Origin of the sequence: Vibrio sp. SCSIO 43140 (assembly GCF_023716585.1) — a bacterium.
GTDB lineage: Bacteria > Pseudomonadota > Gammaproteobacteria > Enterobacterales > Vibrionaceae > Vibrio > Vibrio maritimus_B.
The window spans coordinates 1,956,988-1,971,845 of the sequence record NZ_CP071850.1; the positions used below are offsets into that span (position 1 = coordinate 1,956,988).

At 44.2% G+C, this 14,858-nt stretch carries 14 protein-coding genes; 2 read left to right on the top strand and 12 right to left on the bottom strand.

Annotated elements, in window-relative coordinates:
* Window positions 1–75: 75 nt before the first annotated feature.
* Together J4N45_RS09115 and J4N45_RS09120 are read right to left on the bottom strand one after the other, a co-directional pair.
* Window positions 76–561 carry a hypothetical protein gene (locus tag J4N45_RS09115; RefSeq protein WP_252014622.1) on the bottom strand — a complete coding sequence of 162 codons (486 nt, stop codon included), beginning with the start codon at window positions 559–561 and terminating at the stop codon, window positions 76–78.
* 211 nt (window positions 562–772) lie between these two features.
* Complete coding sequence (locus tag J4N45_RS09120; protein WP_252014623.1) at window positions 773–1,411, bottom strand: hypothetical protein; 639 nt, start codon at window positions 1,409–1,411, stop codon at window positions 773–775.
* Between the two features lie 235 nt (window positions 1,412–1,646).
* Between J4N45_RS09120 and J4N45_RS09125 the strand changes: the two genes are divergently transcribed.
* Window positions 1,647–2,612: an integron integrase gene (locus J4N45_RS09125; protein ID WP_252014624.1), complete on the top strand. Its 966-nt coding sequence runs from the start codon at window positions 1,647–1,649 to the stop codon at window positions 2,610–2,612.
* 52 nt (window positions 2,613–2,664) lie between these two features.
* Here the strand turns inward: J4N45_RS09125 and rplT are convergent, their stop codons facing one another.
* The 4 genes from rplT to thrS all read right to left on the bottom strand — a co-directional run bounded on the left by rplT (window position 2,665) and on the right by thrS (window position 5,839).
* Window positions 2,665–3,018 (bottom strand): 50S ribosomal protein L20, encoded by a 354-nt coding sequence (gene rplT, locus J4N45_RS09130; protein ID WP_004401084.1) that lies wholly within the window; start codon window positions 3,016–3,018, stop codon window positions 2,665–2,667.
* 41 nt (window positions 3,019–3,059) lie between these two features.
* Window positions 3,060–3,254 carry a 50S ribosomal protein L35 gene (rpmI, locus tag J4N45_RS09135; protein ID WP_019275792.1) on the bottom strand — a complete coding sequence of 65 codons (195 nt, stop codon included), beginning with the start codon at window positions 3,252–3,254 and terminating at the stop codon, window positions 3,060–3,062.
* Between the two features lie 104 nt (window positions 3,255–3,358).
* Window positions 3,359–3,910: a translation initiation factor IF-3 gene (gene infC, locus J4N45_RS09140; protein ID WP_081935896.1), complete on the bottom strand. Its 552-nt coding sequence runs from the start codon at window positions 3,908–3,910 to the stop codon at window positions 3,359–3,361.
* A gap of 3 nt (window positions 3,911–3,913) precedes the next feature.
* Window positions 3,914–5,839, bottom strand: coding sequence for a threonine--tRNA ligase (thrS, locus tag J4N45_RS09145; protein WP_252011029.1), 1,926 nt, complete (start codon window positions 5,837–5,839; stop codon window positions 3,914–3,916).
* A 319-nt stretch (window positions 5,840–6,158) separates the two neighbouring features.
* On the opposite strand from thrS, the gene J4N45_RS09150 reads away from it, so the two are divergent.
* Entirely contained in the window at window positions 6,159–6,356 is a 198-nt protein-coding gene (locus J4N45_RS09150; protein WP_252011033.1) for a hypothetical protein, read from the top strand.
* A gap of 87 nt (window positions 6,357–6,443) precedes the next feature.
* On the opposite strand, the gene J4N45_RS09155 is transcribed toward J4N45_RS09150, so the two are convergent.
* From J4N45_RS09155 to J4N45_RS09180, 6 genes are all read right to left on the bottom strand, one after another.
* Entirely contained in the window at window positions 6,444–7,721 is a 1,278-nt protein-coding gene (locus J4N45_RS09155) for a glycosyltransferase (RefSeq protein ID WP_252011035.1), read from the bottom strand.
* A gap of 147 nt (window positions 7,722–7,868) precedes the next feature.
* A complete protein-coding gene (locus J4N45_RS09160; RefSeq protein WP_252011036.1) occupies window positions 7,869–8,861 on the bottom strand; it encodes a hypothetical protein in 993 nt (330 codons plus the stop codon).
* The gene (locus J4N45_RS09165; protein WP_234495866.1) at window positions 8,848–10,239 is read right to left on the bottom strand and encodes a DUF3131 domain-containing protein; all 1,392 of its coding nucleotides are present in this window, start codon (window positions 10,237–10,239) and stop codon (window positions 8,848–8,850) included. Before J4N45_RS09165 ends, J4N45_RS09160 begins: the two co-directional genes overlap by 14 nt.
* A gap of 11 nt (window positions 10,240–10,250) precedes the next feature.
* Window positions 10,251–11,660, bottom strand: coding sequence for a DUF3131 domain-containing protein (locus J4N45_RS09170; protein ID WP_128650004.1), 1,410 nt, complete (start codon window positions 11,658–11,660; stop codon window positions 10,251–10,253).
* Between the two features lie 28 nt (window positions 11,661–11,688).
* Window positions 11,689–13,005, bottom strand: coding sequence for a DUF3131 domain-containing protein (locus J4N45_RS09175; RefSeq protein WP_252011039.1), 1,317 nt, complete (start codon window positions 13,003–13,005; stop codon window positions 11,689–11,691).
* On the bottom strand, window positions 12,995–14,854 hold the full coding sequence (locus J4N45_RS09180) for a glycosyltransferase family 2 protein (RefSeq protein ID WP_252011041.1): 1,860 nt from the start codon (window positions 14,852–14,854) through the stop codon (window positions 12,995–12,997). The genes J4N45_RS09175 and J4N45_RS09180 overlap by 11 nt, the downstream gene beginning before the upstream one ends.
* Window positions 14,855–14,858: the final 4 nt, after the last annotated feature.

The following is a 14,858-nucleotide window of genomic DNA, read 5'->3' on the forward strand; positions in this document are numbered from 1 at the left end:
AAGCAAAGCCACCTTAATCACTGAACTCAACCAAACCAAAATCGCCAACTGTTAGCTGTCTGCTTAAGCAATTTGTTATGCATCGCTCTTTCTTTCTTCGATAACCAATTGTAAGTAGGCTATAAGATCCTCTAGAAGATGGACTCGGTGAGTCATGAATACCCTATCACTTGCAACTACAATGATTCCAACTGCTGCAACTGCGATAGATACGTATGCCATCCCTAGTAACTTAAATAGCGCTATACAGGAAGCAAGCAGTGCAGCATAGATAACCAAGTAGGATTTTCTACTTTCTAGAGAGTGCACATGACTTTGCAAAAATAACACGCCTTGTTTCATTTCTTTTGTAGAAATATTAGATGTTATAGATTCGACAGATTTAAACACTTGCACCGAAAATGTAAAATCTTTATTCGCTAGCTGCAAATATGCTTTTGCTCTTCCTTTTTCTCGCCTTAAAGTTCGAGAGTAGAAATTTTGAGGAGTGTGGAGTAGCTCACTTGCAACAGTTTCTTTGCTACTGGTAAAGCTTGATACTAAAGTTTCTAGCCATTTCATGTCTTGCCCTTTAAGTGTGAATGAAGTGAATAAAAGCAAAATGCATAAATTTACAGGCTTCGAATTCGTATGTGATAGAAGCATAACGCCAAATTAAGTAGTGAGCAACGCTGCCACTGACCTGAAGCATTGTGCCGTAAACACTAAAACTGATTCAAACCAAAAATGCCAAGCGTTGCGAATCTGCTTAAATTTATTGTTATAAAACAATTTACTGTTCTGTGGCATCCATTGACTTAGGAGTCGGAATTACGCCAATGAAGCGAGCTAAACTCAATAACGTCATGAAAAGCCCGATCATAGCCTGACCAATAACTAACGAATAAGCTAGCACGCCTAGAGGAGTCACGTTATAGAACCCGAAACTAGTCATTACTACGAAGCTAGTGTATACCGCTCCCAACACACTTTCATGCGAGCCTTCAACTGCAAAAGAGAACATGTTCTGGAAGAAAATATACTGTGCTGCGAACCAAAATATGATTTCGAAATAGTTTTGCATTAACAAAATTACGATTCGTCTATAACCGTGTAATTTGTATTCCCTACCTGCCTTTAGAGCACGATATTCATCAAACAACAGAACATTGGTTTGATAAATCACTACTTCATAAACTCTTAAAAGCGCGTACAAAGCAATTGCAAAACCAATGTATTTATTATCTATGTATAAGACAGCTGGAACTGAAGCTATTGATAAAAATACGTGGCTCAAAGCCCAAACTTCAGAAAAACGACCTGTTCTTGCTTTCGGAAAAAGCCGACGAACTAGGTTGAAGAATGAGATTTTCCCGAGAATTTTGAACACAAAGGCCCAAAAATCAACAATAAATGAGTCTGACTTTTCCATAATTCTCTCTTGTTTTATAACGCTTTATAGACGGACTTTTTCCGTACTTACTTCCACGCTACCGCCTTCTAAATCTATAGAATCTGACCATGTTAGATGATTACATGATGAAAATCATACATTTAGCAATAATTAAATTTGTTGCATATCACAAAAAGCGGATCTATTCCGCATAAGTTCGATTTCTGTCGCCAGGCTCTATCTACTGTGCATACAAACAGCATTGAGGTTAGGTATGAGATCGCCATTTTTGAGCTATATTCGGGAGTTTATGCAGGCTAGACATTACGCCAAGAAAACTATTGAGGCGTACCTATCTTGGATACTTCAATACATTGTTTATCACAATAAGCGCCACCCCAGTGAGATGGGTACTAGAGAAGTAGAAGAGTTTCTCTCACATTTAGTGACTGATCGAAACCTGGCTATGCGCTCTCAAAACCAAGCGCTTAATGCGCTGGTGTTTCTGTACAAGCACGTGATACACAACCCTATCGATGTGAACATGCGCTTTAAAAAATCCAGTAAGAGTAAGAAGTTGCCAACTGTATTAACCGTCAAGGAAGTGACTGATTTGCTTTCGAATATGCCGCCACATTTTCTGTTACCTGCTCAGTTAATGTATGGATCTGGGTTACGGCTGATGAAATGCTTACGGCTTCGTTATCACGATATCGACTTTGATTATGGTGCGATAAGAATTTGGAGAGCGAAAGGCAATAAAAACCGGGTAGTCACCCTTGCAAGAGAACTTTTACCGTCTTTGAAGCTTCAGCAAGAGCAAGTTGAGAAGATATGGAAGCAAGACGTAAAGCATGACGATTACGCTGGAGTTTGGCTTCCTGACGCTTTAGAGAAGAAATACCCGAACGCCAATAAGGCGCTAAACTGGCAATATCTTTTTCCATCAATTCGGCTGTCAATTGACCCTCAGTCTACACTGACTCGGCGTCATCATATAAACGAGACCAGTGTACAAAAAGCCTTAAAAGTTGCGGTTAAGAAAACGGGAATAACCAAGAGTGTTAGTTGCCACACGCTAAGGCACTCTTTCGCGACTCATTTATTGGAAAGTGGCGCTGATATTCGAACAGTACAAGAGCAGCTAGGTCACACGGACATTAAAACCACTCAGATCTACACTCACGTCATTAATCGAGGAGCGAGTGGCGTAAAAAGCCCTTTATCGAACATTCTTTAGATACAAAAAAGGAGAGCTTACGCTCCCCTTTTACATAGACCTAAACTGCTAATTAAAGAGCAGCTTTCGCTTTTTCAACTAGAACTGCGAATGCAGCTTTGTCGAATACCGCGATATCAGCAAGGATCTTACGATCGATCTCGATAGATGCTTTCTTAAGACCGTTGATGAAACGGCTGTAAGATAGACCATTTTGACGAGATGCCGCGTTGATACGTGCAATCCACAGTTGACGGAATTGACGTTTCTTGTTGCGACGGTCACGGTAAGCGTATTGACCAGCTTTAGTAACTGCTTGGAAAGCTACGCGGTAAACACGTGAACGTGCACCGTAGTAACCTTTAGCTTGTTTTAGAACTTTCTTATGACGTGCACGAGCTTGTACACCACGTTTTACGCGAGGCATTATGTCTCTCCTAAACTAAACGATTGATAAACTAAAAAGAATTAAGCGTATGGCATCATACGAACAACTGCAGCCACTTCACACTTAGGAAGGATTGCATTTGGACGAAGCTGACGCTTGTTCTTAGTAGTACGCTTAGTCAGAATGTGACGTTTTGTAGCGTGCTTAAATTTAATACCACCAGCAGTTTTCTTAAAACGCTTAGCAGCACCTTTGTTGGTTTTCATCTTAGGCATGATGAATAACTCCGCATTGTTGAGTTGTTAAACAATAGTAATTAGGGCGAACAAAACCCAGCCATTCGAGAACGGCTAGGTTTTCTTACTTGTAAAGCCGTTAATTACTTCTTCTTAGGGGCCAATACCATGATCATTTGGCGGCCTTCGATCTTAGTCGGGAAAGATTCTACTACAGCTAAATCTACAGTATCTTCTTTCAAACGGTTAAGAACGTCGACACCAATGTCTTGGTGAGCCATTTCGCGGCCACGGAAGCGAATTGTTACCTTCACTTTGTTGCCGTCTTCTAGGAAACGCGTCAGGTTGCGTAGTTTTACCTGATAGTCTCCAATATCAGTTCCAGGACGGAATTTTACTTCCTTAATCTGGATCTGCTTTTGCTTCTTCTTCTGCTCTTTCGCAGCTTTGCTCTTCTCGAAGAGGAACTTGCCATAGTCCATCACACGACAAACTGGTGGCTCGGCGTTAGGGCTGATCTCTACGAGATCCATACCAGCTTCTGCAGCTGCATCTAGTGCTTCTTGAATAGAAACAACACCAACAGATTCACCATCTGCACCTGTTAGACGAACTTCACGAACGCCACGAATTTCACCGTTTAAACGATGCTGGTTTTGTTTGGCCGGTTGTTGGCCACGTCTTCCGCCTTTAATAGCTTATTCCTCCAGATTGAGCTTACGGCTTGAAACCTCGTCTTGGATGTATGAAATGAGGTCATCCACTTTAAATTTGCCGAGGTCTTTACCTTTGCGTGTACGTACTGCGATTTCGCCAGCTTCCATTTCTTGGTCGCCACAAACAAGCATGTACGGGATACGCTTCAAAGTATGTTCGCGGATTTTAAAGCCAATCTTCTCATTTCTCAAGTCCGCTTTAGCTCTAATTCCACTTTTTTGCAGTTTTTGTGTTACTTCTTGAACATAATCCGACTGTTTATCAGTGATATTCATAATAACAGCCTGTTCTGGCGACAACCACGTTGGGAAGAAGCCAGCGTATTCTTCGATAAGAATACCGATGAAACGCTCAAGAGAACCTAGGATTGCACGGTGAATCATAACAGGAACTTGACGTTCGTTGTTTTCATCCACGTAAGTGGCACCTAGACGACCCGGTAGGTTGAAGTCTAGCTGAACTGTACCACATTGCCATGCACGATCTAGGCAGTCATATAGTGTAAATTCGATCTTAGGACCGTAGAACGCCCCCTCACCTTCTTGAATTTCATAGGCGATGCCCATTGCTTCAAGAGATTGTTTTAGTGCTTCTTCAGAGCGATCCCAGATTTCATCACTACCAACACGCTTTTCTGGGCGAGTTGACAGTTTCACAACGATGTTGTCAAAGCCGAACGTATTGTACGTATCGTAAACCATCTTGATACAAGACGTTACTTCGTCCTGAATTTGGCTCTCAGTACAGAACACGTGAGCGTCATCTTGAGTAAAGCCACGAACACGCATAATACCGTGAAGTGCACCTGAGGGCTCGTTACGGTGACATGAGCCGAACTCTGCCATACGTAGTGGTAGATCACGGTACGACTTAAGACCTTGGTTAAAGATCTGAACGTGACCTGGACAGTTCATTGGTTTGATAGCGTACTCACGGTTCTCTGAAGACGTCGTGAACATCGCATCTGCGTATTTGTCCCAGTGACCAGAACGTTCCCAAAGAACGCGATCCATCATTAGTGGACCTTTTACTTCTTGGTAACCGTATTCTGTCAGTTTTTCACGGATGAATACTTCTAGGTCACGGAATACAGACCAACCGTTGTGGTGCCAGAACACCATACCCGGTGCTTCTTGCTGCATGTGGAATAGATCCAGCTGCTTACCAATTTTACGGTGGTCACGCTTTGCCGCTTCTTCTAGGCGAGTTAGGTGCGCCTTAAGAGCTTTCTTATCGTGGAATGCAGTACCGTAGATACGTTGAAGCATCTTGTTGTCACTGTTACCACGCCAATATGCGCCCGCTACGTTCAGCAGTTTAAAGTGCTGACAGAAGCTCATGTTTGGCACGTGAGGGCCACGACACATATCGATGTATTCTTCGTGATGGTAAAGACCTGGACGATCGTCTTTAGATACGTTCTCGTCTAGGATTTCCATCTTGTACGTTTCGCCGCGACTTTCAAATGTGTCGCGAGCTTCCTGCCAGCTAACCTTTTTCTTGATAACTTGATACTTGGTTTTCGCTAGCTCTTTCATGCGCTTTTCGATTTTTTCCACGTCTTCCATTGTCAAAGAGTGGTCTAAATCAACGTCATAATAGAAACCGCTGTCGATCGTTGGACCGATAGCCATTTTAACGTCTGGGTAAAGCTGCTTAATCGCATGACCAAGCAAGTGAGCGCAAGAGTGGCGAACAATCTCAAGACCGTCCTCGTCTTTCGCCGTGATGATTTCTAGGCTTGCGTCGTTTTCAATCAGATCACACGCATCAACGCGCTCACCATCTACACGACCAGCGATGGTTGCTTTCGCAAGACCAGGGCCGATAGATAGAGCGACATCCATAGTGGATACTGGGTTATCAAATTGACGTTGGCTACCGTCAGGAAGAGTAATTACAGGCATGTATAGTCCTATTTACAGTGGTCTTGCACACCAAGCAAGACATGCATTAATGTCTGGCAACTTTATAGAAAACAAATTGCCGCGATGTCATATCATTAACTGTTCTTTTTGAAGCAAATACGGATGCCTCATCCAGAGCAAGCGGTCATTTTAACCAAAGTGTATAAAATAACAATCGAAAACGAAGAATCGCTTCAACTCTTACCATTTTAAACCACTTCCCTTCTCCTTCACATAAGTCGATGCTGGTTAAAATGAAGGTTTGATTTCGTCTTTATTACGACTAAATTATATTCAAGGGCATGGAAAAGGAGTCACTATGGATAGCTCAAACTACTACGTTAAACTCAACGCGAATGGACACTCAAGTGTCTATAGAAATGGTCACATTGTACTAGGCAGCGAAGTGGTTGAAGTCGAGTATCACGACCAAAAACTACAAGAGCATCCCCAGGATACCGCTATTGTCATGCTCGCAAATGGAAAACTCCTCGAAGGTGTGAAAGTCGTGAACTAGTCGCTCGGACATACCCTATCAGATATTGAATCGGCGATGGTAACGACCATCGCCGATTTTTATTCACTCCAACAACTCAAAATAGATTTAGCTCTGAACCGCATCCAGTCGCGCTTGCTTGATCCAAGCTTTCATCTGATTAGGCGACATAATAGAAGGATCACCCAGCGACTTATCATCGACATTCGCTAACTCGGTAGGCAGTTTATCGATGAGAAGCTCCAAATCTTTGTGCGAGTGAATTTCTTCGTCGAAGACTCTGGCCATATCACGACTGTATGAGGCATGTCTCGCCCTAACCGCTTTGACCAGCCCTTCTAATAACGTGTACCACGTCGTCATTGGGCCTTGTACGATAGAAGCTGACTCTGCAGCTGAGTCAATAAAGGCGAACGGGACCGTAGTGATACTCTTGTTGTACTCCATCGCGGCTAAAATCCAGTCTGTATCAAATGAAAAGTCATAGACAGTCGGATTTCTTAAGATGACCTCTAGGGCATCGCGCGAGTAAAGTTTAAACGCAGCTTGAGTGTCTTTAATGCCCTGAGTAAAGATTTGCTCACCAATCATGCGCTGCATGTGACGCAGGGTCTTAATACCTACACCCCATCTCTCTTCTTGCTTCACGAGAATCGATTCTGGATGTTTGCGATTGCCTAGAGCAACTTGCTTGTTTTCAGTCAGGTAAGGCTTAAGAAGCAATCCAAGTTGACCTAAGTGTACTGAGTTATCTGCGTCGGTATACACCACGACTTCCGCATCGTCTTCAAGGGCTTTTTGGCAACCCAACACTATCGCGCCCCCTTTGCGAGAGTCATCGACACTCGTTAAATTGGCTAAAGGACCTTCAGTCGTATGTACATAGTCTTCTAAACGAACCACAGAAACCCGTTCGGGGTGTTCAAGCGTTTTAACGATACCAGACGCGATGCCCGCACTATCATGAGGACATCCGTCATCAACGGGATAGAGTTGCCAACTCACTTGACTGTCTTTAGTAATCCAAGCTAGCTGGTCAGCTTTAACTCTCAACGAGTCCTCACCATTAGGGTTTTGTGCTTGCTTTGGATTTAGCCGGTTATGCTCACCCCACATCGCAAACACGACACCAACTTTAATCGGTTGCTCTATGGTTCTCACAAACCGTTTTGAATCGACAAGTTTCACAGCCAAACGAAACTCAAGAGGAGCTTGCTCTTCAATCGCCAGCTGTTTTAGATCACCAACCGATAATGCGTCGAGAGCATCTAGCTGCTCGGCGAGCTGTAACAACGTTCTTTGCTGTTCATTATCGGTTAGATCAAAGTGCTCATTTGCTTGCTGAGATAGTTCGTACGCTTTGAGCAAATCCGTTTCTCTTGCCATAAGACATATTCCTTTTTGCTGTGGGTATAAGCAAACTAGGAATTAACAGAAAAACTTCAATTTTATTACAAAATAAAAACATATAGCAGCACAGAAATTGGCGTTTACGGCTCTATTTGATGGGACCTTTGATAAGAACCATTTTGGCTAATCTTCTTGAGCGGGCACGGGAGCAAACGAACGCCTTTGAATTGCTTCGACACCAGAGGTACTTTCGGCATCAATATTAGCCCTCGGGACAGATCTTTCTATCTGAGTTTCACTGGGAGCACTTGTGTCACTACTTTCTAAAAACTCAGTGACTGAGTCTCGCTCCATCGATTCATAGTCAAACTCTTCAATAGGGGTTGCTACGACGCCCCCTGTCGCTGTGGACTCAGACTGAGCCTGAATGAGGTGGCGATTAGTTTTCGGGACATTGGGAGTGGTCTGTGAAGCTGGTTCACTTACCTTTTCATTTGCCTTTGGTGTTGCCGATTCCGGTACTGGAGCAAAAGAAGGAGCCTGTGAAAAGTTAGACTCAATCCCTTTAAGTTTTTTTTGTCCGGGAACGCCAGCTCCTACAGATGGAACTGCGACAGGCACTACCGGTTCAGGGATCGTATTAACACTGGGAGCTGATGCCCTCATTCCTGTTCGTGGTCCGTTGAACGTGAACAAACTCAACTTCTCTTGCCAGACTTGCAACACAGCTGCGTCATTTTCCCAAGATTGGTCATAACCCCCAGCCACATCAAATGTTTGCATCTGCGTAAGTAGTTGAGTATTCGCCTGCTCATTTCGCTGATGCAAGTGTTGCCTCATCTGGCTCCAATCAGTACCGCCCGTGAGTAAATACCGCACACTGTTAGCCCAATACTCATAGGCTTTTGCGTCATTATCTAGATTGGCACAAACTGTCGCGAGCGCTTCTGCTAATCCTGCGTACTGCCACATTTTATCCGTGCCCAGCTTAGACTCTGATGCCAATATCTGAATACTTAACCTATGGTATTGCTCTGCGGCTTGCTTGTAGCGACCATTACCCGCTAACAGGGTTGGTTGGGAGAACAATCTAAGCTCAACATTTTGAACATTGGCTAGTGATGCGGGCACAAATGCTACCAAGAGCATCAGAATCAATAGTCTAATCATAAGCATCAAACGTCTTAATTAGGCATTTACCTGGATGATAAAAACGAGAATCAAACTGAACGTCACGGTACTCTCTTGAACCTGAAGGCTGGTACAGTTTTCCCTTGGTCTTATACAGCAACGCTTCTAGTACACCCGCATTGGTTTTTAGCGTAATACTTTTTTCGTATTTACTGTTTCTTTCATAGCGCCCTTCGTACCAACCGCGTTGGGGATCGTAGAGCTCTTTGACAAGTACCATGAGTCTATCTGTGTAGTCGGTTTTCCACAGTGCCCACATCTGAAACGCAACTCGCGTTGACACTAAGGCTAAATGATCGTGTGAACTGCCATCCTCAGCTAGCGTTATCCAAGGCGTTCCCAACGCATAGACCGCGTCATACACAAAGTATGGCTCTCCTGCCACGACATGATCACCGCGAGCGGTATAAATTCGATCCACATCCCATCTAGCTTGTTGCACTAAATAGAGGGAATCAGCCATAGCTGACATCACGGGATCGGTGTGGTTAGCGTCACTAGAGCTCGAATCACTCACCTTATCCCAGTTGAACTCTAACCCCATCCATAGATAAGGTGTGCTGTAGACTGGTCTAAGTACATCGAAGTCTCGTGGGTCTCTGCCATCAAAGAGTAAATCTATGTTGTAAATAGTCGCTACGTCATAGGGATCGATTCGCATCGCTTTATATGGGACGACCTGCCAATCTAGATAGCCATAAGAGGTGTACTCTTCAACACCTAAACGGCCTTCTTTATAACGCGTAACGTTACCATCGAAGATAGCGCCGCCAAACAGTTCTCCTTCCTCGTTTATGAGCTCACAGAAGTTCCAGCGAAGTACAGCTTTGTCTATGTATTCAGTAAATTCTGGAGAGTACTGTTTGACGATAGCGAGGGCGATGAGTAACCGCCCTGTATCAAGCGACGACCAACCTATGTCTCTAGGCTGAAGACCATAGTCGGTCATTTGCCCAGTTTGTGTGTGATACACCTTATGGGGTATCTGTCCCATACTGAGGTTCATGTCGTTAAGAAATGCGAGTACGAGCGTCAAACGTTCATCGTATTGCTTGTTCGAAATGAACTCGAATTCCTTCGCTGCCAAAAGGGCAAATAGATAATCGGCAATACCAGACATATTAGTCGACGGATAATTATCAATCCCGTTGACAAGACCCGTTTGAAGCTGAGTATTATTCTCCACGTACTTCCACGCCGTACTCGCCCACGCCATTTCCTGCTCAGTCAGCTCACCATATCGGCCCTGCCTAAAGGTCTGTGACGAGTTGATAGCATCTACCCCAGAGCCCACGCCCTGTACGATAGTGCCACAAGAAAATAGAAGCGGCATTGCTAAAAGCAAAACTACTAGCCTTTGCATTCAATCAGCTCCTACGCTTCGTCTTTTTTCTTTTTAAAGTTTTCGCGTGGTAAGCATTGCCCCTCGTAGCCAAACGGTGTTTCCAGAGCTTTCTCCCAAAGACTTGGGGCTACATCATCGTGATATCGAAGTAGCTTGCCTTGTTGTTTATAAAGTAAAATCTCGAGCGTGATACCGTTGTTGTTTGAAGTGAACGTATTAATTTTCCCTGTACCGTTTTCAAAGATCCCTTCATAGAATCCTTTGTCACGGTCATAAAGGTGTGAGATATGATCAAACAACAGATCGGTGTACTCGGTATCCCACAACACCCACATCCCCATCGCACCTTTCACGGCAACAGCAGAAAATTGTGGCAGATACTCACCATTTTCTGAGATTGTATTCCAAGCAAAGCCGTCGGTATAAATGGTGTCATAAACGAAATAAGGAGGGCCGGCTAACTGGTGCTCAGTTCTCGCCGTAATGATACCAGTTTGCTTATAGCGCTCTTCTTGTACTCGATAGATTTGCAAAGCGAACTCTGCCATCCACTCATTGGAATACTTATAATCGTGCCCTGTTCTATCCTCAGTAAGATCCCAACCCAGCTCAATGCCATCAAGAACGTAGCTCTCGGTAACAACATAACTGTGAGCCTTCAATTTACGAGGGTCACGGGTATCGTAAGGAATGTCGTATCCATAGAGATTGATAGTGGCGTAAGGTTCAGGATCTGAAGCCTGACTGGTATCAAAGCCCCACAGTTGGAAACCCTTCGCAGCATACTCTTCATAACCTAGGCGCCCTTCTTGTAGGTATTGAACCGGCTTATCTTTCTCAAGCAAGGCACCAAACATGGTTCCATTCTCGTCCACAACATTACAGAAATTCCAACGTAAAACCGCTTGGTCAATTCCCGTCGCGTATTCTGGATAGCGATGTTTCACGATATAAAGCCAAATCAGCAAACGCCCTAGATCGAGTGCTGAATAACCAATCTCTCCGGGTTGGTTACCGTAATCCACTTTTGCCGCTGACTGCGTATTGTAAGCTTTATTGGGTAGCTCACCGCGGAAAAGATCAAGACGGTTTAACGTTCCGATAAAAGCAATCAGTCTTTTATCCATCTCTTCTTTTTCGATAATACCCAGCTCGTAGGCACTGGTCATACCGGCAAGATAAGAAGCTGCATCCCACCAGGTCACTGATGGATAGTTATTTACCGCATTAACTAACCCTGTCGATTCTTGGTAGTTGTTTTCAAAATACTTCCAAGCAATACGAGCCATATCCATTTCTTTCTCGGTCAACTCGCCTTGCCGTGCTTGAGGTATACTCCAATGATTTTTTCGCTCAACGATATCATCTGAAAACTGGTTGTATTTGTTTCCACAGCCAGCCACTGCTAAAGCGACGCATAAAGTTGTCAATAAGCGCATGTTCTTCTCCCTAAAACAGCTCGGTCTATTACTCTGCACCTACTCGAAGCAGTGGTCCGTTTTCTATATATGCCAGTGATTCCAACACAATTCCGTTAGTGTTGGCCGTGATAGCGCGGTTTGGTCGGCCATCGTCTTCGTATCTACCCGAATACCAGCCTTTAGTTTCCGAAAATAGCGGAGAAACTTCGTTAATTAGCAGGTCAGTATAGTCATTTTCATACAAGGCATACCAACCAAACGCAGCCTTGGTTGAGAGGGTCTTCAGATGTGATTGATCTGTGCCATCATCTGAGATGGCATTCCACTCTTTTCCGTCTGAGAAAACAGTGTTATAGACAAAGTAAGGCGCTTCATCGACGTTATCCTCACTCACCGCCGTCACAGTACCCGTATCTTCATAGCGTCTTTCTTGTGCACTAAAGACTCGGTGAGCAAAAATACGCGACACACTGTCTGAACCAAACTCAATGCCATCCAGGATGTAAGATTCACTCACCACATAGTTATGCGCATGGAATTTTGCAGGGTCACGCTTATCGGTTGGGATCTCGATACCGTAAATATCAATTAGCTCAAGATAATCGATGTACTTCATGGAGTTAAAGACGTCTCGCCCCATCAAGAACAAAGACTTAGACGCATACTCTTCGTAACCAATACGACCCTCTTGTACAAGTTCAAACCCACCCTCAGTGTTAGGGCGAGAGCCATAAAGGTAGCCGTCAATCAGCATTTCATTAATCTTCCAATGATTAAGAATGTTGTTTACGTCAGCGTTGAACTCAGGGTACTGCCAAATCAGAATGTTCAACGGCACCAAGATTCTTCCGATATCAATAGCAGACCAACCGATGCCTTCTGGCACCGGATTATTTTGATAATCCACCATAGCAAGCGTTTGGGTGTTATATGCCTTATTTGGAAGCTTGCCTTCTACTAGAGGCAATCTTGCCAATGAACGAAGCGCTTTTTGCATACGAATCTTGAAGGTGTCATCTGGAATAACATTGATTTTTTCTGCAGCGATCAGGCCCATTAAGTAAGAAGCGGTATCCCACATGGTCGTAGAAGGATAACCATCTACCGAGTTAACTAAACCGGTGTTCTCTTGATAGTTATTTTCAAAATAGCGCCACGCCGTGTTCGCCCACGTAAACTCTTCTTGAGACAAAACACGTTTCTCTTTTAGAGGAATCTCCTCATGCGCTTCAAAGGTGATATTGCCGAGCACGCGCCCGTAGTCTCGCGTTTCAATATTGAAAGCAATCACAAGTGCGGTCAGAAGACCCAAAATGAATACGACATGGTGTCTGGCTGCTAGCAGCGCATCTTTAAACTTCATATTTCAAATCCTCCGTACCGGTCACTTCTTCTTTCAATTGCTCTTCTTTTGGAGGTTCCCAGAATGCTGCAGCAATCATTCCCCACATAGCTAACATATTGTTTAGAATCCAAAATGTGTTAAACACTAACCCCCCACCTGAGTACTCACCCCAGTTACCTGTGTAATAACCCGTCCACGCGTAGAAAATGGAGAAAAGGCTCAGAACAAACACTGCAATTTGAGGCCAAACCAACTTGGCAAAGTTGCCCGTCTGCCGCTCTTTCGGTGTTGTTGGGAAACTGATTCTCTGACCTCTTAACACCGTCCATAACGCCTTGAGGTTGACGGGGAAGAAAGACAAAAAGTTGGTTTTTCCTTTGTAGCCGGCCACGCCCCATGTACCCACCATCATGGCCAACTCTGCGGTTAGAATGTAAGGAAGAAAGTGCAGATAGAAGGTCACATCGTAGGCACTAACAGGCGCAATAGCGGTGAGGAAGTAAATGATTGGACACGCCAAGAAGATAATGTTCCAAACAGCAGAAAGGTTAGACCAAAAGCTTGCACCATACATGAGCTTCTGCTTTAACTTCAGCCCTTTACGAAAGATAGGATTATCGTTCATGAAGATATCAATTGAACCGCCAGAGTACTTGAACCTTTGAACAGTCCATGTCTGCAAGTCTTGCGGTGACAGCATTTTGCTTTCGACTTTCGGGTGCATTACCGAACGCCAATTACGCTCTGAGTCGGAATGCAGCACGATGGATGTGTAGAGGTCTTCCGATACGTGGAATTTGTAAGGCGTAAACTCGGTGTCAAACAGGATTTCATTTCTAAGGTTGTCAGAAATAGATTGATCAACCGTTTTCTCTTTTGTCAGCTTGCGAATCTGTTTCTCAACGTCTTGCTGCTCTTTGGTAATTTGCTCCGCATACGCTCGAAGCGCCGCTTCCATTACCGCTTCACGTCTATGAATAGAGCCAGCTCCACAGCAGAAGGACGCATTTACCCAATTTCTTCTACGCTGAATCACGTCATAGAACATCTGTGGATCGTTTACAAACGGGTCTTGACCGAAGGTAACGGGTCCGTAGAATTTTTCAATACCCTTCCCTAGTCTCGCAGCTGTATTACCAAACTTTCGCTTCAACCATTCCGGTAGCCTTACTCCTTCTGGAAGATCAAAGAACCACTGCGGCGTTTGAACCCATGCCACATTCGGGTCACGGAAGTAGCCTAATGTATTTTCCAGAATCGATGGGAATGGACGAGTATCAGCATCACAAATAACGACGAAATCACCGTATGTCTGCTCCATTGCATTTCGAAGGTTACCTGCCTTGAAGCCAACATTACCCTCACGAGTGATATAGCCAACCCCCATTTCTTCGGCTAACGCTTTCATTGAATCACGCTTACCATCATCGAGTATGAATATCTTCATGTCGATTTCGTGTGGATAGGTTATCTTCTGCGCGTCTTCAATACTTAGTCGCACCAATTCAGGTTCTTCATCGTAGCTGGGGAAAAACACATCAACCGACAAAGGTCTGTCTTCATCGGTTTGATTAACACATTGGTTAATGTTGGAAGGCGGCTCGCGGCGAGGTTCATCTTTGGTTTTCCACAGGTTGATGGTAAATAGAATCGAACCAATGAACGCGCATGACTCCGCGAAAGCCAGCGGTAATGAAAACCACAGCGCATCCATATTGAGCGCATAAGTCCATCGCCACCACAAATACCAGATACCAAGGGTGAGATTACATGTTGCTAGATACTGATATAGCAACTCACGAGGTATGCTATGTGGCACTGGCTCGGGTGGCACTCTGTGCTCATACTTTTGAAAATAATTGTCCATTTAC